A 26,488-nucleotide genomic window follows, 5' to 3' on the forward strand; every position below is an offset into this window, starting at 1 on the left:
GATGAGGCACTTTTTGACGCTAAATGACTTTAGCAAAGATGAAATCGAGCAGATGGTAAATTTAGCTCGCAAGATCAAAAAAGAGGCGAAGGCTAGAGAATTTAAGCCATATCTTAAAGACCAAAAGCTTGCGATGATATTTGAAAAAAGCTCAACTAGAACTAGAGTAAGCTTTGATGTTGGTATGCATGAGCTTGGCGGATATGCGCTATTTTTAAGTAAAAATGATATACAAATAGGCCGCGGTGAGCCAATCCGTGACACCGCTAGAGTTATAAGCAGGATGTGCGACATGGCTATGCTAAGGGTCGATAAGCATGAGACGCTAGAAGAATTTGCTAAATTTTCAAGCGTGCCAGTTATAAATGGCCTAAGTGATAAATTTCACCCAGTGCAGCTCATGGCGGACTATCTAACTATGCTAGAATTTAGCGCGGGCGAGAAGGTCGCGTACGTAGGGGACGGCAACAACATGACTCACTCGTGGCTCATGCTAGCTAGCAAACTTGGGCTTGAGCTAAGGGTCGCCACGCCAAAAGGCTATGAGGTAGACGCTGAAATTTTAAAGATAGCTAATGAAAACGCAAAAATTTCAGGTGCAAAAATTTTTATCACAAATGATATAAAAGAAGCGGTAGATGGTGCCGATGTGGTAACTACGGATACTTGGGTATCGATGGGGCAAGAAGCCGAGAAAGAGAAGAGACTAAAAGACTTTGCTGGATACTGCGTGGATGAAAATTTGATGAGCCTAGCTAAAAAAGATGCGATATTTTTGCACTGCTTGCCAGCTTATAGAGGCTATGAGGTGAGTGAGGCAGTTTTTGAAAAGCACGCGGATGAAATTTTTAGCGAGGCAGAAAATAGGCTTCATGCGCAAAAAGGCGTTATGGTCTGGCTAGATGAGAGAAGAATATGAGCAAAGAGAAAAGTATATATGATGAGATAGATGAGATCGGCAATAGTCTTGGGCTAAGTAGTCCTGAAAAGACGATCTTTGAGATAGTTTCAACCAAAAATCCAAATGAGCATATTTTAAATTTAAAAAGTGGCTCTTGGGACTCAAAAGAACCATGGTTTGGCATTGATGAAAATCAAAATTTACACACAGTAATCTCTGTAAAATCGCTTTCGGCTTTGATTGAGGCTTATAAAGAGTCTCAAAAAGAAAATTTTGATCTAAGGCTTGAAAAGACGATCTGGCAAAATATACCGGTTGATTTTAGTGATGTTTGGGTAGTTGCTATGGATGAGATAAAAAAGATCGCAAGCGATAAAAAGAGCAGGCAGTTTAACATCGACCTTGATAAGCTGGTAAAAAATATCAAAAAAGAGCATCCAAATTTATTTGTAGACATAAAAGAGGTGATTCAAATGGCAAGGAGTAGGGCAGATGATTGATTTTAGTGCTTATGTGAAGTATTCAAGGCCAGGGCCAAGATATACTAGCTATCCGACAGCACCAGAGTTTAGTGATAAATTTAGCTATGAGGCATATATAAAAGAGCTTGAAGGCCGTGATCTAAAGCGACCGCTTTCATTATATTTGCACTTGCCATTTTGCAGAAGTGCTTGTTATTTTTGCGGCTGTAATGTCATTTACACTAGCAAAGAGGACCGTAAAGAGAGATATATAAGATATATAGAAAAAGAGCTTGAAATTTTAGCTCGCCACCTGGACACCAGTGCCGAGGTCTTACAGATGCACTTTGGTGGCGGTACTCCGACATTTTATAATGCCGCACAGCTTGATGAGATCATAAAACTAATCAAATCTAAATTTAAAAATTTCTCAAAAGAGGCTGAGATAAGTTGCGAGATAGATCCAAGATTTTTAACAAGAGAGCAGCTTGATGTACTTGTTTCTCATGGATTTAACCGCATAAGCTACGGCGTGCAAGATTTTGACGAAAAGGTGCAAAAAGAAATTCACAGAATTCAGCCCTATGAGATCACTCAAAATGCTGTAAAAATGGCTAGAGAAAAGGGCATAAAGTCGATAAATATGGACCTAATCTACGGTCTGCCGTATCAAAGTCTAGATAGCTTTAAAAAGACACTCGAGCTAGCTCTCACGCTTGATCCTGACAGACTTGCAGTCTTTAACTATGCTCATGTGCCATGGATAAAAAAATCAATGCGTAAATTTGATGAGATGACATTGCCAGATCCTGAAGTAAAGCTTGAGATTTTGAAATTTACAGCTGAGTTTTTAACTAAAAATGGCTATAAAATGATAGGCATGGATCACTTTGCAAAACCAAATGACGAGCTCTTTGGCGCTTTAGCAAATGGCACTTTACATAGAAATTTTCAAGGTTACACAACAAAAGGTGGCGCTGATCTTATTGGTATAGGCGTGACAAGTATTGGTGAGTGTAAAAGACACTACGCACAAAATCATAAAGATATGGACGAGTATGAAAAGGCGATTGATAGTGGAAAGTTGCCATATGCAAAGGGAATTTATCTAAATGATGAAGATCTACTTAGAAAGAGTGTGATTATGAACTTAATGAGTAATTTTGGGCTTGATATCAAAGCCATCGAGAATGAATTCCATATAAATTTCTTTGAACACTTTAAGGACGAGCTTGAGGAGCTTAAAAATTTAAGCGAATTTATCAATGTTACAGCAGATAAAATTAGCGTAAATGAAACTGGAACATTGATAATACGAAATATTGCAATGTGTTTTGATGAATATCTAAAGAAAATTCCCGAGAATTTAAGGCGTTTTTCTAAAACTATATAAAAATTATTTTTTTGTCATAAGATATTTAAAATGCATTTAATATTTCTTGGTGTATAATTCGTGTCAAAATTTAAGTATAGACTTAATAATAAAAATAAGGTAAAAGGATCTTAGTTTATGAAAAAGATGTTAGCAATTAGTGCTTTGGCAGCAACTGTACTGTCAGCTCAAGATGCTCCTTATAGGATTTTTCTAGCTTCATTTGCACAAGATGATAATCAGGCTAGAATCGACAGTGCTATTAATAAAGTCAATAGCAAAATCTCTGACAGCAGACTAACTACAGGTATCTATGAGGTTGGTGGACGAAAATTTTTATATGTTGACACAACTCCAGTCTCTGAGGATGAAGCTAATAGTCTATTAGTTAAAGTTCAAAACGAATCAGGCTATAAGGATGCTTTAATGAGACCAAAAGCACCTGTAGCTGATACTCAAACAACAAAAAAATCTAATATAGAACAAGCTATATCAACTGAAGTAAAACCAGTAGCACAAGTTGATGATGGAGTTTTGACTTTAGATCAAGTTATAAAGACTATTTTAAATGAAAATCCAAGTTTAAAAGCTACAGAATTTAACTATCTACAAGTTGGTAAAGATCTAAAAATAGCAAAGAATGCCTATTATCCAACACTTGACGCTGCTGCTAGAGTGGGATATGAGAAAAAACGCCTTGATGATGGAGTTTCTACAAGAAGAGGAGATGGAAGAATTTCTGGTACATCTCTAACCTTGGTTGAAAATTTATACAATGGTGGTGCTGATAAAAATAGAATAAATTCTCAAAGTGCAAGACTTGATTCAGCTGCTTATTCAGTAGCACAAGCTGCAGATAGACTTACATTAAATGCTGCAAATGCTTACTTGCAAGTTCTTCAAACTAAGAAAATTTTAGACATTGAAGAAGAAAACGTAAAGAGTCATGAGGAAATTTATAGCCAAATTAAAGATAGAGCAAGATCAGGTTATGGCGTAGCTTCTGAAGAGAGACAAGCTGGATCACGCTATACTTTAGCTCAATCAAACTATACAGCTGCTAAAAATAACTATGAAGATGCACTTTCTACATTTGAGAAATTATATGGAAAAAAAGTTGCAGCTAAAAATTTAGTAATGCCTGAGTTTAGCCTTCCTTTGCCTAGCACAAAAGAAGCTGTTTACAACAAAGCAATTCTTTGCAACCCATCACTTTTAGTTCAAAAATCAAATATTGCTATGGCAGAGTCAGTTGTAAAAGAGAAAAATGCGCCATTCTTACCAAAATTAGATCTTGTTGTATCTGGTGCATATGATCATTCAAATGTTTTATATGACAATTATGAAGAACAAACGTTTGACGCACTTTTAAGACTAAACTATAATCTTTACAATAAAGGTAATGATAAACTAGATAAAGAAAAAAGCCAACTTGCCGTTCAACAAGAGCAACAAACTTTGGATAATCTTGTAAGGGAGCTCAAAGAATCTTTGGAATTTTCATGGCAAAATTATGTTCTTAACCAAGAAAAAATGGGATACTTAAATCAACACGTTGAATATGCTAAAGCTACACTTGATGCTTATCAGGATGAATTTAGAATCGGTCGTCGTGATCTTATAAACTTGCTTGATGCTGAAAATGAATATAACTCTGCATTAAAAGAGATCGCTACAACCGAGACAGCACTATCTTATGCAAAATACAGACTATTAGATAATATGGGAATGATCTCAGATAGCTTTGAACCAGGTTTTGCAAAAAGATACATTCAAGGTGCTTGCAGCATTCAAAACGATTTAAGATAAAGATGTAAAAAGTAATGACCATGAGGGTCAAGATAAATTTTTGGACGCTTATTGTAAGCGTCTTTTTTTTATTATTAGCAAGTGCTATTGGAGATTTTATAAAATCAACAACTATAGCAAAGGTAGCTAAAATTTATGGAGAAGATGCAAGAAGAAGGGCTTCTGCTCTAAATTCTTTAATGACTTCATTGCAAGATGCAACTGAACAAGAGAAATTAATAAAAGTAAATGACTTTTTTAACTCTTTTAGATGGGTTGATGATATGCAGCTTTGGCACAAAAAGGATTATTGGGCTACTAGAATGGAATTTATAGGAAAAGGTGCTGGTGACTGCGAAGACTACGTTATTGCAAAATATTTTACACTAAAGCAGCTAGGAATTCCAACTCAAAAATTATACTTCACATATGTTAAAGCCTTAAGATACAATCAAGCTCATATGGTTTTAGCATACTACGATACACCAAAATCTATTCCATTAATTTTAGATAACATAAATGGTAAAATAAAAATCGCAACTCAAAGAACAGACCTTGTTCCGGTTTATAGTTTTAATGGTGATTCGCTATACTTGGCAAAACAAGAAGGTCTTGGTCAAGCAATACCAGGTGGAAATAAAAAACAAAATCCTAAGTGGATGGAACTAATAGATAGGATAGGAAAAGAGGATTTATGACGCTATTTAAACAAATTATGATCGCCGTGATAACTTTTGGTATCATGATTTTTATGGCTGTTGGCTACTTAAATTTTAAGAGCCTAAATGGATATATTAATGACCAGCTTGGTGAAAACGCAAGGCATACAGCAAATTCGCTTGGACTTGCTTTAAAGCCTATTATCGATCCAGATGACATGTCCTTGGCTCAAACAATGATAAATTCTATGTTTGACAGCGGCAGATACAAGCTTATCAAGCTTGAAGATGTTGATGGCAAGGTTCTTATTGAAAATTCTCAACAAACTGTTGTTAAAGATATTCCTGAATGGTTTTACAAAATAGCCAAGTTCGAAGCGCCAATAGCAGATAGCGAGATTATGACTGGCTGGGCAAAATTTGGCACGCTTTATGTTCAAGGTAGCACCGCACTTGCCTACAATGAGCTTTATACTAACTCAAAAAATATTTTTAATTTTCTTCTTCTAATGATAATTGTCACTCTCGTGGTGGCATATTTCGCTCTAAAAGCTATTTTTAGGCCGCTTATGAAGGTTCAAGATCAGGCTGAGGCCATACTTGATAATAAATTTATTATTCAGAAAAGAATTCCATTTACAGCCGATCTTAAAAAAATGGTTCTGGCTATGAACTCTATGGTTAGCAAGGTAAAAGACATTTTTGAGAGAGAGGCAGCCACACTCAGTAAATATCAAGAGCTTTTATATAAAGATACAATGAGTGGCGCTAATAATAGAAGATTTTTTCAAACTAAATTTAGTGAGTATCTAGCTAGTGAAGAATATTCAAGTGGAGTTACTTTGCTTGTTAGTTTTAAAGATCTAATAAATTTAAAAAGTACGCTTGGCTTTGAGAAATGGCAAAGCGTTGTAATGAAAATAGCTCAAATTTTACAAGAAAAATCAATTCATAATGATAAAAATGCGATTGTTGCAAGGCTCAACGATAATGATTTCATCGTACTTTCGTATGGTAGAAATTCATCAAATTTCTTGGCTCTATGTGATGAAATTATGAACGAGTTTAAAAAGCTTTATGCAAATTTTGCACTAAATGATAGCGAGTATCCAGTAAATGCTGCGATAGTAGAGTATTCACCAAATACTGATATCAAGACACTTCTTACTTCAGCTGACGTTACATTGGCTAGCTCAAGACTTGCTGGTAGCTTTACATACAAGGTATTTAATGAAAATCAAAATACTTTAGTGATTGGTAAAGAGAAGTATAAAGAACTTATTTTTGACTCAATAAAAGAAGATGAATTTAAATTTGCAGCTCAAAAAGTGATTGATCTTAATTCAAATTTTGAGCAGTATGAGCTTTATTTGAGGCTTGTTGATAAAGATGGCGTATGGCGTATGGCCTCATATTTCATGCCGATGGTAAATGAGCTAAATTTAGGTGCAATGCTTGATCTTCATATCTTAAATAGGGTAGCTAGAATTTTACCGGAAAATATCTTACCAAGTGGCAATTTAGCCATAAATTTGGGAAAAGAGATATTAAATTCAGATGAAAATTTTTCAAAACTTGAAGCTACACTTAAAAAGATAAGTCAAATTTCGAAATATAAAAACTATATAGAAATTCCAAATAAAGACGATATTAGCATAGAAAGTATAGTTAAGCTTACTAAAAAATTAAAAGAACTTGGCTTTGGCTTTGGATTTGACCACTTTGAGCTTAACGCAAAAGGTATCGAGAAACTAAAAGAATTTAACCCTGATTATGTAAAAATTCAGTCAAATGTTTTGATTGACTTCTTAAGTGATAAGTCAGGAGTAAATACAAAACAATCACTTGATGTTGTCTTGAGTTCAAAAGATATTATTTTGATCGCAATCGGTGTTGAAGGCGAAGAGCAGAAGAAAAAGTTAATCGATCTTGGCATTAAAAATATGCAAGGAATTTATATAGATGAAATCAAGAACATTGGATGATAGATGCATAGTGATAAGATAAAAGATGAGCTGCTTCAATGTTTGGTTATTTTTACCAAGCTTCATAATAATCCATACAGTGCCGATGCTTTAACTATTGGCTTGCCAGTAAAAGATGGCGATGAGATTGAGCTTTTTTCACTTAAAAGCTCAAGGTCTTTATTTTCTCGTGCTGCTTCTCGTGCCGGCTTTGCTTCTACCCTTGTAAGAAAAGATCTTGAACAAATCTCTCCTTTAGTTTTACCTTGCATTTTAATGCTTAGAGGCAAAAAAGCTTGCATCTTGCAATCTTTTAGTAAAGATAAAAAGACAGCAAATATCATAACACCAGAACTTTCAACTGGTACTAGCGCGATAGAAATAAGTAAATTAAAAGAAGAATATTTGGGCTATGCGTACTATTTAAAGCGCGAGTTTGTTCCAGAGGATACTAGCTCAACAAAGCTAATTGATGCGGGCAATGATCATTGGTTTTGGGGAACTCTAAAACGTTCAAAAAAGATTTATTTTGATGTTGTTCTTGCAAGTTTTATTATAAATTTATTTGTTCTTGCTAGTCCGCTTTTTACGATGAACGTATATGACCGTGTTGTGCCAAATAATGCGGTTGAGACGCTTTGGGTCTTAGCACTTGGCGTAAGTGTAGTTTATGGCATAGATCTTTTTTTAAAATTTGTAAGATCATATTTTCTTGAGATTGCTGGCAAAAAGAGCGATATCATAATGAGCTCTATTTTATTTGAGCGCGTTATGGATATGAAATTTAGCAATAAACCAAAATCTGTTGGCTCATTTGCTAGTAATCTAAAAGAGTTTGATACGGTTAGAAATTTCTTCTCATCAGCCTCATTGGCAGCTATTGTCGATCTTCCATTTGCGATCATTTTCTTGATAGTTACTTATTTTATAGGAAGCTATATCGTACTCGTGCCAATTGTTATCATGATAGCTATTTTATGCTATACATTTTTTATAAAAGATCCACTTCAAAATGCTATTAAAAGTACATTTGAGGCTTCGGCTATAAAAAATGGAATTTTAATAGAGAGCCTTAGTAGTCTTGAGACTATCAAAACTCTTGGTGCTAGTGGCCATATACAATGGAACTGGGAAGAGGCAACTGGTGAGATAGCAAATAGAAGCATTAAATCAAAAATTATTACAACTTCGATAACGACTGTTACATCTTTTTTAGTGCAATTAAATACTATTGCCATCATCGTTCTTGGCGTTTATATGATACAAGATACGCATCTTACAATGGGTGGTCTTATCGCTGCGGTTATGCTTAGCTCTCGTGCTATCGCTCCTATGGGGCAGGTAGCTTCACTAGCTGCAAATTTTGAGCAGACAAAAACAGCCTATCAAAGTCTTAGTAAGATTATGCAAATGCCTGTTGAAAGGCCAGAAGGTAAAAAATTTGTTAGAAGAAATTCTTTTGATGGAAAGATCGAGTTTAAAAATGTAAGCTTTACTTATCCAGATACCACAAAAGGTTCGCTTGATAGGATAAATTTTGTTATTCAGTCAGGTGAAAAAGTTGGCATTATAGGCAAAAATGGCTCTGGAAAAACTACTTTACAAAAGCTCATTTTGGGACTTTACTCACCAACTGAAGGCTCAGTGCTAATTGATGGTATTGATATTAATCAAATCGACCCAGCTGACCTTAGGCGAAACATTGGCTACGTTCCACAAGATGTTGTGCTTTTTAAAGGAACGGTTAGAGAAAATATTGTTCAAAAAGCACCATATGTTGATGATATTCAGATTATAAAAGCAGCTAAAGTAAGCGGAGTTGATGAGTATGTAAATGCCCATCCACTTGGATTTGATATGCCAGTCTTTGAAAGAGGTGACGGCATAAGTGGCGGACAGCGTCAAAGTATAGCTGTGGCTAGGGCATTTTTGCTAGATAGTCCTATTATTTTGCTTGATGAGCCAACAAATTCTCTTGATAATACAGTTGAAAATAAGTTAAAAATAAATTTAAAGACAAATACAGCAAATAAAACGATGCTGCTTGTCACGCATAGGACGTCGATGCTAGATCTTGTTGATAGACTTATAGTTATGGACAATGGCAAAATTTTATTGGACGGACCAAGAGATGAAGTTTTAGCAAGACTTAGTGGGAAGTGATCATGCAAGAAGATATCAAGAATAAACAAAGTGAAAATCAAAAAAATGAAAAAAGATTAATTTCTGAAAATAACATAAAAGAACAAGAGGAAGCTAGTAATAAAATTTTAAATAGTGTAGATGACATAAAGTCTAATCTTCAAACAAAAAATTATGATGCTTATGATTTGAAATTTATGTCAAGTCTTTCTGAGGCTGTCTTGGCTAAAGCTCCATCTACATCTAAAAAGATACTCTATACAGTTGCTATAACTATGTTTTGGCTTCTTATTTGGGCCTCTTGGGCACAAATAGATGAGATCACAAGAGGTAGTGGCAAGATCATCCCGTCTGGAAAAAACCAAGCGATACAAAATCTCGAAGGCGGTATAGTCGATCAAATTTTTGTAAAAGAGGGTGATGAAGTCAAGAAAGATCAAATTCTAATAAGGCTAGATAATAAAAATTTTACGAGTAGCTATGGTGAGTCAAAACTAAGACTTGATGAACTTCAAGCAAAATTTATGAGACTTGATGCTGAGGCGAATGATAAGGAATTTGACTACGATGAAGCTAGAGATGCGAACAATAGCAAAGCCATAAGATATGAGCTAAGTTTGCATAATTCAAATATCGATCACTTAAATGAACAGATAGGAATTTTAACAGAGCAAATTCATCAACGCCAGAGTGAATTAGTCGAATTAAAAAATAAAATTTCTCAAACTCAAAATAGCTATAATCTTGTTCTAAAAGAAAAGGCCATTATGGAGCCAATCTTTAAAAAAGGTCTTGTTAGTGAGGTTGAATACATCCAGCTTCAAAGGCGTGTAAATGATTTAAGAGGCGAGCTTGACGCCGCTGTTCTTGCTGTGCCAAGAGTTGAGTCAACTATAAAAGAAGCAAAAAATAAGATTGAAGAAGCAAAGCTTGCTTTTAAAAATAATGCAAAAAAAGAGCTTAACGAAGTTTCGGCAGAGATTGCAAGGATAAATGAGTCTCAGATCAGCCTAAGTGATAGAGTGGAAAGAACATATGTAAGATCTCCAGTAAACGGTATTGTTAGTAAAATGATGGTTCATACAGTATCAGGAGTTATCAAGCCTGGCGAAAATATTGCCGAGATCGTTCCTCTTGAGGATAAATTGGTTGCTGAAGTAAAAGTAAAACCAGCTGATGTTGCATTTTTGAGGCCTGGACTTGATACGATGGTTAAATTTACGGCTTATGATTTTAGTATTTACGGTGGTTTAAAAGGCAAAGTAACGCAGATTAGTGCCGATACGGAGACTAATGAAAAAACTGGCGAGAGCTATTATTTAGTCAGGATAGAAACTGAGAAAAATTATCTTGGTAGCGAAGAAAAACCGCTTAGAATAAAAGTAGGTATGATAGTCTCAGCTGATATCATTACCGGCAAAAAGACAATACTTGATTATTTATTAAAGCCTATTTTAAAGGCAAAGCAAAATGCCTTAACGGAGAGGTAATGGGCAAGATCGCTTTTTATGATAAGAAATTTGGTGAATATGAGATCGAAAAATTTCAAAATTTACAAAATTTCTATCTCATAAAAGATGATCATTACTGCGATATAGTTAATGATGAAATTGAACGATTTAAATTTAGTGATTGTGAAATAGATTTTTTACAATTAGTAGATGTTGCTAGTAGACATAAAAAACTATTTGAAAATATAAAAATTCAAGATGATATAGTAAGAAGCATTAAAATTTTAATAAAAGGCTGTGACCAGAGTTTGGATAAGTTTGACTTTGATCCTGGAATTTTAAATTTAAATGCTCCTTATAAATATGCTATATCACAAGATTTTTTCGAAATGACCATTCTTTTAGAAGAAAAACCTTCTGTGGTTACTAAATTTTTCTCATCAATAGATTACAAGATATACAAAAATGGCGAAAGTCGTCATATAGAATTCTTTATAAATAGTAAAAAAATTTATGAAAGAATCATATAAATAATCCAAGGAAAGGTAATGCAAGTTATTTTATTTACACAAAATAGTGCATTAAACAATATTTGGAGAAGCTATTTTACTGGCAATAGAGATGTGAAATTTATACATAATAGAAAAGAGTTTTTTTCTCATATAAATGATGATGTTGATATTATAGGTATTGATATTGATGTTTTTAAAGATAATATTGATGATGTTATAAAAAATATAATTGAAAATTCCCCAAATATAAAAATACTCATACTCTCAAATAGACCAACGATAAACGAAGGCAAGCATCTGCTTACACTTGGAATCAAGGGCTATGCAAATTCCCACATGAGAAAGACTCACTTTGAAGATGCTTTTGAAACTATTTTTAATGGAAATATATGGCTTTACCAAGAATTCGTTCAGGCAATGATTAGTGAGCTAACCGGTTCATATATTAATAGTGAAAGTGAAAAGGTAGACAAAAAGACCGACCTCTCTGAACTTAGTTCAAGGGAAAGAGAAATTGCAGATTTAATCTATCATGGTCTAACAAATAATGAAATTTCAGAAAAAACAGGTATTACACTAAGGACGGTCAAAGCGCATACAAGCTCGATTTATAGTAAGCTAAATGTAAAAGATAGAATAGGGCTTGTGCTTTTAATGAAGCAGCTTGACGCATAAAATCTTGATTTATTTTTGTGAGAAATTTAAGATCCTTCTCCAAAAACTATAAATTTTTTATACATGCACCCATAAGAAATATATACATAACTTTTACTAGCTGAAGAATACAATAAATATAAAATTTTCAAATAAAAAATGATTTGCTAAAATCTTAAATAAAAAATTCTAGCAAATTTATTAATAGCCGAGATAAGAAATCAGAAACTTTAGTCTTCCAAATCGATATCTACTTTTTCAACATTTGTTATGATGTCTTTTGTATTTTTTTCGATATCGTGTTTATTTTTTTCAATAAGTGATCTATTTTGTCCAATCAAATCCCTATTTTCTTTAATGCCATCACTATTTTGTTCAATTAATTTGCTAAGAGTCGATATTCTTTTCTCATAACGTATCATTAGAAAATAAATTACGTAAATTAGTAATAAAATTATCGCCCAAGGTAAAAATTGCATATTAAATCCTTATATATTTTTTGTAATTATAGAAATTTTAGCTTTTAAAAAAAATAAAACCATAAAAATTATACATATTTTATAAATACTTAATAATGCATTACGGATTTAAATGTAATAAAAATTTGTATTCTTAAATGGTTATATTTTATGATTTTAATTTTTATGAAAATTTTTTAAATTTCCCTTGACTTTTACCTTGTTTTGATATATAATTGCCACTTCACAAAACAGGTGCTGGTGTAGCTCAGTTGGTAGAGCTACTGCCTTGTAAGCAGTGGGTCGGCGGTTCAAGTCCGTTCACCAGCTCCATTTTTGTAACAGTGTTTGACCAGAAAATACCAAAATAGTTTATTAATGTTTAAGGTGAGATACTCAAGCGGCCAACGAGGGCAGACTGTAAATCTGCTGACTATGTCTTCCGTGGTTCGAATCCACGTCTCACCACCATTGTTATGCGGGAGTAGCTCAGTTGGCTAGAGCATCAGCCTTCCAAGCTGAGGGTCGCGGGTTCGAGCCCCGTTTCCCGCTCCAAAATTTGGGAAAATAAACTGGGAGCTGTATCTAGATTTTACTAAACACAGTTATTCCTTACTTTATTTTCAAAATTTTTAGTTGTTTGTATTATTTAATTGAAATCATCTCTGCCAAGCGTTTTTCGCTCATATGGCTCAGAGGTAGAGCACTTCCTTGGTAAGGAAGAGGTCGCGGGTTCAAGTCCCGCTATGAGCTCCACTGGTTAATATGATTTTATTATGATTATACAAATTTGGTATGAAAAAAGACATATATCACATACGGAGGAAAAGATGGCTAAAGAAAAATTTTCACGTAACAAGCCGCACGTAAACATAGGTACTATTGGTCACGTAGATCATGGTAAAACTACATTAACAGCTGCAATATCTGCTGTTCTTTCACGCAAAGGACTTGCTGAGCTAAAAGATTATGATAATATTGATAATGCTCCAGAAGAAAAAGAGCGTGGTATTACAATTGCTACTTCACATATTGAGTACGAGACAGAGAAACGCCACTATGCTCACGTTGACTGCCCAGGTCACGCCGACTATGTTAAAAACATGATTACAGGTGCTGCTCAAATGGATGGCGCCATTCTAGTTGTTTCTGCAGCAGACGGTCCAATGCCACAAACTAGAGAGCACATCTTGCTATCTCGCCAAGTTGGTGTTCCTTATATTGTTGTTTTCATGAACAAAGCTGATATGGTTGACGACGCTGAGCTACTTGAGCTAGTTGAGATGGAAATCCGCGAACTACTTAATGAGTATAACTTCCCAGGCGATGACACTCCAATTGTTGCTGGTTCAGCTCTTCAAGCTTTAAATGAAGCAAAAGCTGGACAAGATGGCGAATGGTCAGCAAAAATTATGGAACTAATGGATGCAGTTGATAGCTATATTCCAACTCCAGTTCGTGCTACAGATAAAGATCTTCTTATGCCAATCGAAGACGTTTTCTCAATCTCAGGTCGTGGTACAGTTGTAACAGGTAGAATCGAGAAAGGTGTTGTTAAAGTTGGTGACACAATAGAAATCGTTGGTATCAAACCTACACAAACAACAACAGTTACTGGTGTTGAGATGTTTAGAAAAGAGATGGATCAAGGCGAGGCTGGCGACAACGTCGGTGTTCTTTTAAGAGGCACTAAAAAAGAAGACGTTGAGCGCGGCATGGTTCTTTGTAAGCCAAAATCAATCACACCCCATACAAAATTTGAGGGTGAGGTTTATATCCTAACTAAAGAAGAGGGTGGTCGCCATACTCCTTTCTTTAATAATTATAGACCACAATTTTATGTAAGAACAACTGACGTTACTGGTTCTATTACTCTTCCAGAGGGTACAGAAATGGTTATGCCAGGTGATAACATAAGAATTTCTGTTGAGCTAATCGCTCCAGTTGCACTTGAAGAAGGTACTCGTTTTGCTATCCGTGAGGGTGGTAGAACAGTTGGTTCAGGTGTTGTTTCAAAAATACTTGGTTAATTTATAAAATTTTGCCAAAGGGAATTCCCTTTGGCTTTCTATAATAAGGAATATATATGAGAATTAAAATCGGTTTAAAATGCTCTGAGAGTGGTGATATAAATTATACTACAACAAAAAATAGTAAAACTACTACAGAAAAGGTTGAGCTCAAAAAATATTGCCCAAGATTAAAAAAACATACTGTTCACAAAGAAGTTAAATTAAAAAGCTAATTAAGAATAAGTAGCTATTAGGGCAATAGCTCCAACGGTAGAGCGCTGGATTCCAAATCCAATGGTTGGGGGTTCGAATCCCTCTTGCCCTGCCACAACTAAGGTTAAGTTTATGGAAAAATTTATAAATTATATTAAGCTTTCTAAATTGGAAATAATGAAGGTTATTTACCCTACAAAAGAACAAATTAGAAATGCTTTTTTTGCAGTTTTTATCGTAGTTGCTGTTGTTTCACTTTTTTTAGCTCTTGTTGATGTTATTATGTCCTTTGTTTTATCTAAAGTTATATGAGATAAGGAAAAGTAATGTCACATAAATGGTATGCTATACAGACTTACGCTGGAAGCGAAATGGCAGTAAAAAGAGGAATTGAAAACTTAGTAAAAGATCATGGAATAGAAGATCAACTAAAAGAAGTTATAGTTCCTACAGAAGATGTAATAGAAATAAAAAATGGCAAGCAAAAAATCAACGAAAGAACTCTTTACCCAGGCTATGCTTTTGCATTCTTAGATCTTGATACAGCTCTTTGGCATAGAATTCAGTCTTTGCCAAAAGTTGGACGTTTTATCGGTGAAGCTAAAAAGCCTACACCATTATCTGAAAAAGATATAAATACTATTTTAGAAAAAGTTCAAAAAAGAGCTGCACCAAAACCTAAGATATTCTTTGAAGATGGCGAGAGTGTTCGCATAACAGAAGGTCCTTTTGCTAACTTTACAGGTATTGTTGAAGAATATGACATGATACATGGCAAACTTAGACTAAATGTTTCTATTTTTGGTAGAAGCACCCCTGTTGATATTTTGTATTCGCAAGTTGAAAAGATAATTTAAGGAGCAAGAAATGGCTAAAAAAGTTATAGGTGAAATAAAATTACAAATTGCCGCAACAAAAGCAAATCCTAGCCCTCCAGTTGGTCCAGCACTTGGACAAAAGGGTGTTAACATTATGGAATTTTGTAAAGCCTTTAATGAGAGAACAAAAGATATGGTCGGATTTAATATCCCAGTTGTTATTACAGTTTATGCTGATAAAAGTTTTACATTTATCACAAAGCAACCACCTGCGACTGACCTTATTAAAAAGGCTGCAGGTATAACAAAGGGAACTGATAATCCTTTGAAAAACAAAGTAGGTAAATTAACTAAAGCTCAGGTTCTTGAGATAGTTGAGAAAAAACTTGTTGATTTAAATACAAATGATAAAGAGCAAGCAGCTAAGATCATTGCTGGTTCAGCTCGCTCAATGGGTGTCGAAGTAATAGACTAAAACCTTTACCGTCAGGTTGATTAGCAAAAGACGGAAGCAATTTATATGCGGAGAAATTTATGGGAAAAACTAGTAAGAGATTTCAAGAATTGCTCAAAAAAGTAGAGCAAGATAAAATTTATAACCTTAGCGAAGCTATTGACACAGTTAAATCTTTGGCTTCTGCTAAATTTAATGAAACAGTTGAGATCGCATTAAAATTAAATGTTGATCCAAGACATGCTGATCAAATGGTTCGTGGTTCAGTTGTTTTGCCGGCCGGTACAGGTAAAACTGTAAGAGTTGCTGTTATTGCTAAAGATGCTAAAGCTGATGAGGCAAAGGCAGCTGGTGCTGATATTATTGGTGCAGATGATTTAATTGAAGATATACAAAAAGGTATAATGAATTTTGATGTTCTTATAGCTACTCCAAACTTAATGGGTCTAGTAGGTAAAGTCGGTAGAATTTTAGGACCAAAAGGTTTGATGCCAAACCCAAAAACTGGAACAGTTACAATGGACGTTGCTCAAGCTGTAAATAATGCAAAGAGCGGTCAAGTAAATTTCCGTGTTGACAAACAAGGAAATATCCATGCTGGCCTTGGCAAAGTAAACTTTACTAAAGAACAACTTAGTGAAAATATTTCAACATTTATAAAAGCAATAAATAAACATAAACCAGCTGCTGCAAAAGGCAGATATGTTAAAAATGCTTCATTGTCTTTAACAATGAGCCCATCTATATCTCTTGATACTCAAGAAGTTATGGATTTAAAATAAAAATTTAGACAAAATTTATATCTTAGATTGGAGATAGCCGAGGCCTTTGGGCTTAATCGATTCGACCCGCTCTGCTTGAAATCACCGGTCGGAAAGGAGAAAAAGTGACACGTAACGAAAAATCTGAAGTTGTTGCAAAATTAGAGAGTGAATTTAAAACTGCTGAAGCTGTTGTAGTTTGTGACTATCGTGGTCTTTCAGTCAAAAAACTTGAAGTTTTAAGAAATTCTGCAAAAGAACAAAATGTAAAAGTTCAGGTGATTAAAAATACTCTTGCAAATATTGCTCTTAAAAATTCTGATAAAGTCGGAATGGAACTCAAAGATACAAATATCTATCTTTGGAGCGAAGATCAATTAGCAGTAACTAAAGTAGCCGCAAAATTTGAAGAGTCTAATGCTGATCTTTTCAAAATAAAAACAGCTTATATTGATGGCGAAGTTGCTAGCGTTGATAAAGTTAAAGCTCTATCTAAAATGCCTAGCCGTGATGAGCTTATTGCGATGCTTTTACAAGTTTGGAATGCGCCAATTCAAAATTTCACAATTGGTTTGAATGCGCTTAAAGAGAAAAAAGAACAATCAGCTTAATTTAAATTAAAAAAATAATAAGGATTAAAAATGGCAATTACTAAAGAAGATGTGTTAGAGTTTATATCTAATCTTTCTGTACTTGAACTTAGTGAACTTGTAAAAGAGTTCGAAGAGAAATTTGGTGTTAGCGCAGCTCCTGTAATGGTAGCTGGTGGTGCTGTTGCAGCAGGCGGTGCAGCAGCTGCAGCAGAGGAAAAAACAGAATTTAACATTGTCTTGGTTGATTCTGGTGATAAGAAAATTAACGTTATTAAAGTTGTTAGAGCGCTTACTGGTCTTGGCCTTAAAGAGGCCAAAGACGCAGTTGAGGGAACACCATCTGTTCTTAAAGAAGGCGTTAGCAAAGATGAGGCTGAGGCAGCTAAAAAAGAGCTTGAGGAAGCTGGTGCTAAGGTTGAACTTAAATAATTTTTTATTATTTGAGCTTAATATTTCAAGAGAGGGCACAGGCTCTCTCTTTTTTAAATTTTAGATGCCTTGTTAAAAGGCTATACTTTTCTTTCAAAATTACCACGAGGTAGATGCAATGTTAAATAGCTTATACTCAGGAAATCGTCTTAGGGTTGACTTCTCTAATGTCGTTAAGGAGATAGACGTTCCGAACCTACTACAACTACAAAAAAAGAGCTTTGATAATTTTTTAAATCTAAATAACAATCAAACAGAAAGCGGTATAGAAAAAGTTTTCAAATCAATCTTTCCAATACATGATCCGCAAAATCGTTTGACTTTAGAATATGTTGGCTCAGAAATTGGAAAACCAAAATATACGATCAGAGAGTGTATAGAAAGAGGTCTTACATACTCTGTAAATTTAAAGATGAAAATACGTCTTATCGTTCATGAGAAAGATGATAAGACAGGTGATAAAGTCGGTGTTAAAGATATAAAAGAACAAGAAATTTTTATACGCGAAATTCCACTAATGACTGATAGAATTTCATTTATTATAAATGGTGTTGAGCGTGTTGTTGTAAATCAACTCCATAGAAGTCCAGGTGTTATTTTTAAACAAGAAGAGAGTGCGACTGTTGCAAATAAATTAATTTATACAGCTCAAATAATACCTGATCGTGGCTCTTGGCTACATTTCGAATATGACACAAAAGATATTTTATATGTTAGGATAAATAAACGTAGAAAAGTGCCAGTAACTATATTATTTAGGGCGCTTGGATATAAAAAACAAGACATTATTAAGTTGTTTTATCCAATACAAAATTTAATTATTAAAAATAACAAATTTTTAACTCTTTTTAATCCTGAAGATTACTTGGGAAGAGTTGAATATGATATAAAAAACGAAGATGGAGAAATCCTTCATCAGGCAGGCAAACGTCTTACTAAGAAAAAAGCTGACAAGTTGATCGAGGATGGAGTAAAATTTGTTGAATACCCAGTTGAAGCACTTATTGGTAGATATTTGGCAAACCCTGTAATAAATACAGAGAGTGGAGAAATTTTATATGATATGTTATCTGCTCTTGACGAGAATAAACTTGCGAAGATTTTAGCTGAGCATGAAAGTATTGAGATTATAAATAACTCTGCTGCTGGTGTTGATGATGCGATTATAAATTCTTTTATAGCTGACAACGATATGCTTAAGGTTTTAAAACAAACTGAGGGCGTGGATGATGAAAACGATCTTGCAGCTATTAGAATTTATAAGGTTATGAGACCAGGAGAGCCAGTTGTAAAAGAGGCTGCAAAGAGTTTTGTAAATGATATGTTATTTAATCCTGAGAGATACGATTTAACAAAAGTTGGTCGTATGAAAATGAATCATAAGCTCTCTCTTGATGTACCAGAATATGTTACTTTACTAACAAGTGAAGATATCATAAAAACTGCAAAATATCTTATAAAAGTTAAAAATGGACAAGGTCACATTGATGACCGAGATCACCTTGGCAACCGCCGTATAAGATCAATCGGCGAGCTACTTGCTAGCGAACTTCACCTTGGTTTTGTAAAGATGCAAAAGGCTATCCGCGATAAATTTACAAGTTTAAGTAATAATACCGAAGAGATTATGCCATACGACCTCATTAATCCAAAAATGATTACTGCAACAATTATGGAATTTTTCACAGGTGGACAGTTAAGCCAGTTTATGGATCAGACAAACCCACTTAGTGAAGTTACTCACAAGCGCCGTCTGTCTGCGCTTGGCGAGGGTGGCTTAGTAAAAGAGCGTGCTGGCTTTGAGGTGCGTGACGTTCACCCAACCCACTACGGCAGAATTTGTCCGGTTGAGACTCCAGAAGGTCAAAATATTGGTCTTATCAATACGCTTTCAACCTATGCAAAAGTGAATGATCTTGGCTTTGTTGAAGCTCCTTACAAAAAAGTTATAGATGGCAAAGTGACTGATGAGATAGTTTATTTAACCGCAACTCAAGAAGAGGGCAATGTTATAGCTCCAGCATCAACTAAACTTGATGAAAATGGACACATCGTTGAGGATTTGATTGAGGTTAGAAAAGATGGCGAGATGATGCTTGCGCGTAGAGAAGATGTTACTCTGATTGACCTTTGTTCTGGTATGATAGCTGGTGTTGCGGCTTCACTTATTCCATTCCTAGAGCATGATGATGCTAACCGTGCTCTCATGGGCTCAAACATGCAACGTCAGGCAGTGCCACTACTTCGCTCAACTGCTCCTATTGTTGGAACAGGTATGGAAAGCGTTATCGCAAGAGATGCATGGGAAAGCGTAAAAGCAAAACGTAGTGGTGTGGTTGAAAAGGTTGATAATAAAAATATATTCATTTTAGGCGAAGACGAAGCTGGTCCATATATCGATCATTACTCTTTGGAGAAAAACTTAAGAACAAACCAAAATACGACTTTTTCTCAACATTCGATAGTTAAAAAAGGTGATGAGATCGTTGCTGGTCAAATAATTGCTGACGGTCCAAGCATGGAAAAAGGCGAGCTAGCTATCGGTAAAAACGCACTAATCGCGTTTATGCCTTGGAATGGCTACAACTACGAGGATGCGATCGTTATTAGTGAAAAAATGATACGTGAAGACGCCTTTACGAGCGTTCATATCTATGAAAAAGAGATCGAGGCTCGTGAGCTAAAAGATGGTGTTGAAGAGATAACAAAAGATATACCAAACGTCAAAGAAGAGGAGCTTATGCATCTTGATGAAAGCGGTATCGTTAAAATTGGTACAGAGATCAAGCCTGGCATGATCCTTGTTGGCAAAGTATCTCCAAAAGGCGAGGTTAAACCAACTCCAGAAGAAAGACTTTTGCGTGCAATCTTTGGCGAAAAAGCTGGCCACGTTGTAAATAAATCGCTCTATGCTTCAGCTTCGATGGAAGGCGTTGTTGTTGATGTTAAAATTTTTACCAAAAAAGGTTATGAAAAAGATAGCAGAACAAACAAGGCTTACGAAGAAGAGAAAACTCTTTTAGAAAAAGAACATCATGATAGACTACTTATGCTAGACCGCGAAGAGATGCTAAAAGTTACAGCACTTCTTTCTAAAAATCCACTAGCAAGCGATCAAGAGGTAAATAAAAAAGAGTATAAGAAGGGCTCAAAGATCAATAAGGCTGATCTTGAAAATATAAATAGGTTTACTCTAAATGCTATCGTTAAAAGCTTTTCAAAAGATATCCAAAAGAAATATGACGAGCTAAAAAATTACTTCCAAAACGAAAAGAAAAAGCTCAAAGAAGAGCACGATGCTAAAATAGAAATTTTAGAAAAAGATGACATTTTACCAAGCGGTGTTGTAAAACTTGTAAAAGTTTACATAGCTACAAAACGCAAACTAAAAGTCGGCGATAAAATGGCTGGACGTCACGGAAACAAAGGTATCGTTTCAAATATAGTAAGAGAAGTCGACATGCCGTATCTTCCAAGTGGTCAGATCGTAGACATTGTGCTAAACCCACTTGGTGTTCCAAGCCGTATGAATATCGGTCAAATTTTAGAGAGCCACCTTGGTCTTGTTGGCTACCGCTTAGGTGAGCAGATCAATGAAATTTTTGAAACTAAAAAAGGCGAGTGGATAAAAGAGCTAAGAGCTAAGATGATAGAGATAGCAGGTGTTGCTAAGCTAATGGACGCTAAAAAAGCTCTTGGTAAGATGAGCGATGAGAAGCTTCTTGAATATGCAAAAGATTGGAGTAATGGCGTAAGATTTGCAACTCCGATTTTTGAAGGCGTTAAGGCTGACGAATTTGCAAAACTATTTGAGATGGCAAAGATAGATAGCGACGGCAAAACTGAGCTATACGATGGACGCACAGGCTCAAAGATAAGAGAACGCGTTAATGTTGGTTGTATGTATATGCTAAAACTTCACCACTTGGTTGATGAGAAAGTTCACGCAAGAAGTACTGGACCATACAGTCTTGTTACGCAGCAACCTGTCGGTGGTAAGGCACTATTTGGTGGTCAAAGGTTTGGTGAGATGGAGGTTTGGGCACTTGAGGCTTATGGTGCTGCTCATACACTAAGAGAGATGCTAACTGTAAAATCAGACGATGTTGAGGGAAGACTTTCTGCTTACAAAGCTTTAACAAGAGGTGAAAACGTTCCTGAGACTGGTATCCCTGAGACGTTCTTTGTTCTAACAAACGAGCTAAAATCACTAGCTCTTGATGTGGAAGTATATGATGAGGATGAGACAAATGAAACTAACTAATTTAAAACCAGTTGAGATAAAAGAAGAGCATAGGCCTCGTGATTTTGAAGCTTTTCAACTTCGTTTAGCAAGTCCTGAGAAGATAAAATCTTGGAGTTATGGCGAGGTTAAAAAGCCAGAAACTATCAATTACCGCACGCTTAAACCTGAGCGTGACGGCTTGTTTTGTGCGAAAATTTTTGGACCGATCCGTGACTATGAGTGCCTTTGTGGTAAATATAAAAAGATGCGATATAAAGGCATCAAATGTGAAAAGTGCGGTGTTGAAGTAACGACATCTAAAGTTCGTCGCTCTCGCATGGGTCACATCGAGCTTGTAACTCCAGTGGCTCACATCTGGTATGTAAATTTCTTGCCAAGCCGTATCGGTGCACTTCTTGGTATTAAGATGAAAGATCTTGAGCGCGTACTTTACTATGAGGCATACATTGTTGATAATGCTGGCGAGGCTTATTACGACAATGAAAATTCTAAAAAAGTTGAAAAATACGACGTTTTAAACGAGGAGCAATATCAAAGCCTAGCTTCAAGATATGAGGATACTGGCTTTACAGCTAGAATGGGTGGCGAAGTTATCTATGATATGCTAGCTGAGCTTGATTTGATGCAAATCCTAAATCAACTAAAAGAAGAGATGGAGTCTACAAATTCTGAGGCTAAGAAAAAGACTATCGTAAAACGCCTAAAAGTTATCGAGAGCTTTTTAAATTCAGGTAACCGCCCAGAGTGGATGATGATAACAAATTTACCAGTTCTTCCACCTGATCTTAGACCGCTAGTCAGCCTTGATGGTGGTAAATTTGCTGTTTCAGACGTAAACGACTTATATCGCCGTGTAATAAATAGAAATAGCCGTCTAAAACGTCTACTTGAACTTGACGCACCTGAGATCATTATCAGAAATGAAAAGAGAATGCTTCAAGAAGCAGTTGATGCGCTATTTGACAATGGCCGCAGAGCAAATGCAGTAAAAGGCGCAAACAAACGTCCACTAAAATCACTAAGTGAGATCATCAAAGGTAAGCAAGGTCGCTTCCGCCAGAATTTGCTAGGTAAGCGTGTTGACTTCTCTGGACGTTCTGTTATCGTTGTTGGTCCAAAACTAAAGATGGATCAGTGCGGTCTTCCAAAGAAGATGGCCCTTGAGCTATTTAAGCCACATTTGCTTGCTCGCCTTGAAGAAAAAGGATATGCGACGACTGTTAAACAAGCTAAAAAGATGATAGAAGATAAGACAAATGAGGTTTGGGAGTGCTTAGAGGAGGTCGTTAAAGACTATCCAGTTATGCTAAACCGTGCTCCGACACTTCACAAGCTTTCTATCCAAGCGTTTCACCCAGTGCTTGTTGAGGGCAAGGCTATCCAACTTCACCCACTAGTTTGTGCGGCGTTCAATGCAGACTTTGACGGTGACCAAATGGCTGTTCACGTGCCACTATCTCAAGAGGCTATCGCTGAGTGCAAAATTTTAATGCTTAGCTCAATGAACATCTTGCTTCCTGCAAGTGGTAAGGCTATTACAGTTCCTTCACAAGACATGGTTTTAGGAATTTACTACCTAAGCTTGGAGAGAAATGAAGAAAAAGGTGCAAATAAAATTTTCTCAAGCGTCGATGAAGTTATGATCGCTGAAGAGGCTAATACACTTGGCCTTCACGCTAAAATCAAAACAATGGTTGATAACAAGATCATCTTTACGACTGCTGGTCGCTTGATTTTAAGAGCTATACTTCCTGATTTTGTTCCTGAAAATATGTGGAATAAGATTATGAAGAAAAAAGATATCGCAAATTTGGTTGATTATGTTTATAGAAATGGTGGCCTTGAAGTAACGGCCGATTTTCTTGATAAGCTTAAAAATTTAGGCTTTAGATATGCTACAAAAGCGGGAATTTCTATCTCTATCGCAGATATCATAGTGCCAGATAGCAAGCAAAAATATATCGACGAAGCTAAGAAAAAAGTTCGTGAAATTCAAAAGCAATATGGCGCTGGTCTTTTAACAGACAGTGAGAGATACAACAAGATCATCGATATCTGGACAGATACAAACAACAGTGTTGCAAGCGAGATGATGAAGCTTATCCAAAATGATAAAGGCGGATTTAACTCAATTTATATGATGGCAGACTCAGGTGCGAGAGGTAGTGCAGCACAAATTCGCCAGCTAGCTGGTATGCGTGGTCTTATGGCAAAACCTGATGGCTCAATTATTGAAACACCGATTATTTCAAATTTCCGTGAAGGTCTAAATATAATGGAGTACTTTAACTCTACCCACGGAGCTAGAAAAGGTCTTGCGGATACCGCGCTAAAAACCGCTAACGCCGGTTACTTAACAAGAAAACTAATCGACGTTGCTCAAAACGTTAAAGTAACAATGCACGACTGCGGTACGCACGAGGGTGTTGAAATCACAGATATTACAGAGAGTGGAGAGCTAATAGAAAGCCTTGAAGAAAGAGTATTAGGCCGTGTTTTAGCAGATGATGTGATCGATCCTATAACAAATGAAATTTTATTTAGCGAAGGTACGCTACTTGATGAAGAAAAAGCTAGAGCTATAACTGAGGCTGGTATAAAATCAGTGAGCATCAGAACGCCTATCACGTGCAAGGCACCAAAAGGCGTTTGTGCAAAATGCTACGGCTTAAACTTGGGTGAGGGCAAACTTGTAAAACCAGGTGAAGCAGTTGGTATTATCTCAGCTCAGTCTATCGGCGAGCCAGGTACACAGCTAACGCTAAGAACATTCCACATCGGTGGTACGGCTTCTACTGAGCAACAAGATCGTCAAGTAATCGCCCAAAAAGAGGGCTTTATTAGATATTACAACCTTAGCACATACGAAAATAACGGCAAAAAGATTGTTGCGAACAGAAGAAGTGCTGCCGTGCTACTAGTAGAGCCAAAGATAAAATCAACAATCGATGGCAAAATAGAGATCGAATATGCCCACGAAGATGTAAATATCATAATAAAAGGTAAAAAAGAAGAGGTTAAATATACAATTAGAAGAAACGATCTTGCTAAGCCAAATGAATTAGCTGGTGTTAGCGGAAAGATCGAAGGAAAGATGTATATACCTTATGTAAGTGGCGATAAGGTAAAAGAGAATGAAAGTATCGTTGAGATCATAAAAGAGGGTTGGAATATCCCAAATCGTATCCCATACGCTAGTGAACTTAAAATTTCAGACGGAGATCCTGTAACTCGTAAAATTTTAGCCGACGCAAATGGTGTGGTTAAATTTTTCATATTAAAAGGTGATTATCTTGATAGGGTTAAAGATATCAAAAAAGGTCACAAAGTAACTGAAAAAGGTTTCTTTGTAGTTGTTTCTGATAAAGATGGACGTGAGGCGGTTCGCCATTATATCCCAAGAAATTCTATCATTCAAGTTTCTGATAATGATGCAGTTGAGAGAGCGACAGTAGTCTCATTGCCTGAAAAAGATGACAAGTTGATTATTGCTGAGTGGGATCCATACTCAACTCCAACTATTGCTGAAGAAGCCGGTGTGGTTAGTTTTGAGGATATTGAGCCAGGATACAGCGCTACTGAGCAAGCAGATGAGGCGACTGGACAAAGACGTCTTGTTATCAACGAGTATTTGCCAAGCGGTGTAAAACCTGCGATTATTATCGCTACTAAAAAAGGAAATTTAATCAAGTATCCGCTTGATCCAAAAACTGCGATCTTTGTCTCAAGTGGTGATGAAGTAGCTCAGGCTGATATTTTGGCCAAGACCCCAAAAGCTGTTGCTAAGTCAAAAGATATTACTGGCGGTCTTCCAAGAGTTAGTGAGCTATTTGAAGCAAGACGCCCTAAAAATACAGCTATCGTTGCAGAGATCGACGGCGTTGTTAGATTTGACAAGCCACTTCGCTCAAAAGAGCGCATTATCATCCAAGCAGAAGATGGCACGACAGCTGAGTACTTGATCGAAAAGAGCCGCCAGATCCAAGTAAGAGACGGCGAATTTGTTCATGCTGGTGAAAAACTAACAGACGGACTTATCTCAAGCCACGATATCTTAAGAATTCTTGGTGAAAAGGCACTTCACTACTATTTGATCAGCGAAATTCAGCAAGTTTATCGTCGCCAAGGTGTTGCGATCGCAGATAAACATATCGAGATCATCGTCTCTCAAATGCTTCGCCAAGTTAAAATCGTTGATAGCGGAAATACAAATTTCATCGTTGGCGATATGGTATCAAGAAATAAATTTAAAGAAGAGAACGAGCGCATCATGAACATGGGTGGCGAGCCAGCTATCGCTGAACCGATCCTCCTTGGCGTTACAAGAGCAGCTATCGGAAGTGATAGCGTGATCTCTGCTGCATCGTTCCAAGAGACAACTAAAGTCTTAACAGAAGCATCGATTGCTGCTAAATTTGACTATCTTGAGGATCTAAAAGAGAATGTCATCCTTGGACGTATGATCCCAGTTGGAACTGGTTTTTATAAAGATAAAAAGATAAAGATCAAAGAAAACTAATATATTAAGCCCCTATTTTTGGGGCTTAACCTCTTTATAGAATTAAATCAATTAAAAATTTATAAGCTATTAACTATCACC

Annotated in this window: 21 protein-coding genes and 5 tRNA genes; 25 read left to right on the forward strand and 1 reads right to left on the reverse strand. The window is 35.9% G+C overall.

Features of this window, described 5'->3' with window-relative positions; translation table 11 throughout:
* Position 1 precedes the first annotated feature (1 nt).
* The 10 genes from argF to CVT15_RS03240 all read left to right on the forward strand — a co-directional run bounded on the left by argF (position 2) and on the right by CVT15_RS03240 (position 11,925).
* Complete coding sequence (gene argF, locus CVT15_RS03195) at positions 2-919, forward strand: ornithine carbamoyltransferase (RefSeq protein ID WP_107897983.1); 918 nt, start codon at positions 2-4, stop codon at positions 917-919.
* Positions 916-1,401: a DUF2603 domain-containing protein gene (locus CVT15_RS03200; RefSeq protein ID WP_103605032.1), complete on the forward strand. Its 486-nt coding sequence runs from the start codon at positions 916-918 to the stop codon at positions 1,399-1,401. The genes argF and CVT15_RS03200 overlap by 4 nt, the downstream gene beginning before the upstream one ends.
* Complete coding sequence (gene hemN, locus CVT15_RS03205) at positions 1,394-2,755, forward strand: oxygen-independent coproporphyrinogen III oxidase (protein WP_103576494.1); 1,362 nt, start codon at positions 1,394-1,396, stop codon at positions 2,753-2,755. The genes CVT15_RS03200 and hemN overlap by 8 nt, the downstream gene beginning before the upstream one ends.
* Positions 2,756-2,872: 117 nt before the next feature.
* A complete protein-coding gene (locus CVT15_RS03210; RefSeq protein ID WP_087585681.1) occupies positions 2,873-4,543 on the forward strand; it encodes a TolC family outer membrane protein in 1,671 nt (556 codons plus the stop codon).
* Positions 4,544-4,563: 20 nt separating this feature from the next.
* On the forward strand, positions 4,564-5,220 hold the full coding sequence (locus tag CVT15_RS03215; RefSeq protein WP_103577489.1) for a transglutaminase-like cysteine peptidase: 657 nt from the start codon (positions 4,564-4,566) through the stop codon (positions 5,218-5,220).
* Positions 5,217-7,166: a bifunctional diguanylate cyclase/phosphodiesterase gene (locus CVT15_RS03220; RefSeq protein ID WP_087585682.1), complete on the forward strand. Its 1,950-nt coding sequence runs from the start codon at positions 5,217-5,219 to the stop codon at positions 7,164-7,166. Before CVT15_RS03215 ends, CVT15_RS03220 begins: the two co-directional genes overlap by 4 nt.
* A 3-nt stretch (positions 7,167-7,169) precedes the next feature.
* Positions 7,170-9,308, forward strand: a complete 2,139-nt coding sequence (locus CVT15_RS03225) for a type I secretion system permease/ATPase (protein ID WP_103577131.1) — start codon at positions 7,170-7,172, stop codon at positions 9,306-9,308.
* A gap of 2 nt (positions 9,309-9,310) precedes the next feature.
* Positions 9,311-10,777 carry an HlyD family type I secretion periplasmic adaptor subunit gene (locus CVT15_RS03230; RefSeq protein ID WP_103577130.1) on the forward strand — a complete coding sequence of 489 codons (1,467 nt, stop codon included), beginning with the start codon at positions 9,311-9,313 and terminating at the stop codon, positions 10,775-10,777.
* Positions 10,777-11,268 carry a DUF5416 family protein gene (locus tag CVT15_RS03235; protein ID WP_103577129.1) on the forward strand — a complete coding sequence of 164 codons (492 nt, stop codon included), beginning with the start codon at positions 10,777-10,779 and terminating at the stop codon, positions 11,266-11,268. The genes CVT15_RS03230 and CVT15_RS03235 overlap by 1 nt, the downstream gene beginning before the upstream one ends.
* An 18-nt stretch (positions 11,269-11,286) precedes the next feature.
* A complete protein-coding gene (locus CVT15_RS03240; protein ID WP_103577128.1) occupies positions 11,287-11,925 on the forward strand; it encodes a response regulator transcription factor in 639 nt (212 codons plus the stop codon).
* A gap of 209 nt (positions 11,926-12,134) precedes the next feature.
* On the opposite strand, the gene CVT15_RS03245 is transcribed toward CVT15_RS03240, so the two are convergent.
* Positions 12,135-12,383 carry a hypothetical protein gene (locus CVT15_RS03245; RefSeq protein ID WP_021090800.1) on the reverse strand — a complete coding sequence of 83 codons (249 nt, stop codon included), beginning with the start codon at positions 12,381-12,383 and terminating at the stop codon, positions 12,135-12,137.
* Between the two features lie 236 nt (positions 12,384-12,619).
* Here CVT15_RS03245 and CVT15_RS03250 point away from each other — a divergent pair.
* From CVT15_RS03250 to rpoC, 15 genes are all read left to right on the forward strand, one after another.
* Positions 12,620-12,695, forward strand: a tRNA-Thr gene (locus CVT15_RS03250).
* 53 nt (positions 12,696-12,748) lie between these two features.
* Positions 12,749-12,833, forward strand: a tRNA-Tyr gene (locus tag CVT15_RS03255).
* A gap of 7 nt (positions 12,834-12,840) precedes the next feature.
* Positions 12,841-12,917: transfer RNA gene (locus CVT15_RS03260), tRNA-Gly, on the forward strand.
* A 126-nt stretch (positions 12,918-13,043) separates the two neighbouring features.
* Positions 13,044-13,118, forward strand: a tRNA-Thr gene (locus CVT15_RS03265).
* A 74-nt stretch (positions 13,119-13,192) separates the two neighbouring features.
* A complete protein-coding gene (gene tuf / locus CVT15_RS03270) occupies positions 13,193-14,392 on the forward strand; it encodes an elongation factor Tu (protein ID WP_087585685.1) in 1,200 nt (399 codons plus the stop codon).
* 56 nt (positions 14,393-14,448) lie between these two features.
* Positions 14,449-14,607 carry a 50S ribosomal protein L33 gene (rpmG, locus tag CVT15_RS03275; RefSeq protein ID WP_087585686.1) on the forward strand — a complete coding sequence of 53 codons (159 nt, stop codon included), beginning with the start codon at positions 14,449-14,451 and terminating at the stop codon, positions 14,605-14,607.
* A 19-nt stretch (positions 14,608-14,626) separates the two neighbouring features.
* A tRNA-Trp gene (locus CVT15_RS03280) sits at positions 14,627-14,702 on the forward strand.
* A 17-nt stretch (positions 14,703-14,719) separates the two neighbouring features.
* Positions 14,720-14,899, forward strand: a complete 180-nt coding sequence (gene secE / locus CVT15_RS03285) for a preprotein translocase subunit SecE (RefSeq protein WP_087585687.1) — start codon at positions 14,720-14,722, stop codon at positions 14,897-14,899.
* 14 nt (positions 14,900-14,913) lie between these two features.
* Positions 14,914-15,444 (forward strand): transcription termination/antitermination protein NusG, encoded by a 531-nt coding sequence (gene nusG / locus CVT15_RS03290; RefSeq protein WP_087585688.1) that lies wholly within the window; start codon positions 14,914-14,916, stop codon positions 15,442-15,444.
* 10 nt (positions 15,445-15,454) lie between these two features.
* The gene (rplK, locus tag CVT15_RS03295) at positions 15,455-15,880 is read left to right on the forward strand and encodes a 50S ribosomal protein L11 (RefSeq protein WP_084040690.1); all 426 of its coding nucleotides are present in this window, start codon (positions 15,455-15,457) and stop codon (positions 15,878-15,880) included.
* Positions 15,881-15,939: 59 nt separating this feature from the next.
* The gene (gene rplA, locus CVT15_RS03300; protein WP_087585689.1) at positions 15,940-16,641 is read left to right on the forward strand and encodes a 50S ribosomal protein L1; all 702 of its coding nucleotides are present in this window, start codon (positions 15,940-15,942) and stop codon (positions 16,639-16,641) included.
* A 104-nt stretch (positions 16,642-16,745) separates the two neighbouring features.
* Positions 16,746-17,231: a 50S ribosomal protein L10 gene (gene rplJ, locus CVT15_RS03305; protein WP_087585690.1), complete on the forward strand. Its 486-nt coding sequence runs from the start codon at positions 16,746-16,748 to the stop codon at positions 17,229-17,231.
* 30 nt (positions 17,232-17,261) lie between these two features.
* Positions 17,262-17,642, forward strand: coding sequence for a 50S ribosomal protein L7/L12 (rplL, locus tag CVT15_RS03310; protein ID WP_021090592.1), 381 nt, complete (start codon positions 17,262-17,264; stop codon positions 17,640-17,642).
* A 118-nt stretch (positions 17,643-17,760) separates the two neighbouring features.
* Complete coding sequence (rpoB, locus tag CVT15_RS03315; RefSeq protein ID WP_103577484.1) at positions 17,761-21,906, forward strand: DNA-directed RNA polymerase subunit beta; 4,146 nt, start codon at positions 17,761-17,763, stop codon at positions 21,904-21,906.
* Positions 21,893-26,407: a DNA-directed RNA polymerase subunit beta' gene (gene rpoC / locus CVT15_RS03320; RefSeq protein ID WP_107897982.1), complete on the forward strand. Its 4,515-nt coding sequence runs from the start codon at positions 21,893-21,895 to the stop codon at positions 26,405-26,407. Before rpoB ends, rpoC begins: the two co-directional genes overlap by 14 nt.
* The last annotated feature ends 81 nt before the right edge of the window (positions 26,408-26,488 follow it).

This window comes from Campylobacter concisus, assembly GCF_003048595.2.
GTDB lineage: Bacteria > Campylobacterota > Campylobacteria > Campylobacterales > Campylobacteraceae > Campylobacter_A > Campylobacter_A concisus_L.

Coding starts and splice junctions, on each gene's coding strand:
- argF (WP_107897983.1), top strand. CDS start 2: ATGAGGCACTTTTTGACGCTAAATGACTTTAGCAAAGATGAAATCGAG.
- CVT15_RS03200 (WP_103605032.1), top strand. CDS start 916: ATGAGCAAAGAGAAAAGTATATATGATGAGATAGATGAGATCGGCAAT.
- hemN (WP_103576494.1), top strand. CDS start 1,394: ATGATTGATTTTAGTGCTTATGTGAAGTATTCAAGGCCAGGGCCAAGA.
- CVT15_RS03210 (WP_087585681.1), top strand. CDS start 2,873: ATGAAAAAGATGTTAGCAATTAGTGCTTTGGCAGCAACTGTACTGTCA.
- CVT15_RS03215 (WP_103577489.1), top strand. CDS start 4,564: ATGAGGGTCAAGATAAATTTTTGGACGCTTATTGTAAGCGTCTTTTTT.
- CVT15_RS03220 (WP_087585682.1), top strand. CDS start 5,217: ATGACGCTATTTAAACAAATTATGATCGCCGTGATAACTTTTGGTATC.
- CVT15_RS03225 (WP_103577131.1), top strand. CDS start 7,170: ATGCATAGTGATAAGATAAAAGATGAGCTGCTTCAATGTTTGGTTATT.
- CVT15_RS03230 (WP_103577130.1), top strand. CDS start 9,311: ATGCAAGAAGATATCAAGAATAAACAAAGTGAAAATCAAAAAAATGAA.
- CVT15_RS03235 (WP_103577129.1), top strand. CDS start 10,777: ATGGGCAAGATCGCTTTTTATGATAAGAAATTTGGTGAATATGAGATC.
- CVT15_RS03240 (WP_103577128.1), top strand. CDS start 11,287: ATGCAAGTTATTTTATTTACACAAAATAGTGCATTAAACAATATTTGG.
- CVT15_RS03245 (WP_021090800.1), bottom strand. CDS start 12,383: ATGCAATTTTTACCTTGGGCGATAATTTTATTACTAATTTACGTAATT.
- tuf (WP_087585685.1), top strand. CDS start 13,193: ATGGCTAAAGAAAAATTTTCACGTAACAAGCCGCACGTAAACATAGGT.
- rpmG (WP_087585686.1), top strand. CDS start 14,449: ATGAGAATTAAAATCGGTTTAAAATGCTCTGAGAGTGGTGATATAAAT.
- secE (WP_087585687.1), top strand. CDS start 14,720: ATGGAAAAATTTATAAATTATATTAAGCTTTCTAAATTGGAAATAATG.
- nusG (WP_087585688.1), top strand. CDS start 14,914: ATGTCACATAAATGGTATGCTATACAGACTTACGCTGGAAGCGAAATG.
- rplK (WP_084040690.1), top strand. CDS start 15,455: ATGGCTAAAAAAGTTATAGGTGAAATAAAATTACAAATTGCCGCAACA.
- rplA (WP_087585689.1), top strand. CDS start 15,940: ATGGGAAAAACTAGTAAGAGATTTCAAGAATTGCTCAAAAAAGTAGAG.
- rplL (WP_021090592.1), top strand. CDS start 17,262: ATGGCAATTACTAAAGAAGATGTGTTAGAGTTTATATCTAATCTTTCT.
- rpoB (WP_103577484.1), top strand. CDS start 17,761: ATGTTAAATAGCTTATACTCAGGAAATCGTCTTAGGGTTGACTTCTCT.
- rpoC (WP_107897982.1), top strand. CDS start 21,893: ATGAAACTAACTAATTTAAAACCAGTTGAGATAAAAGAAGAGCATAGG.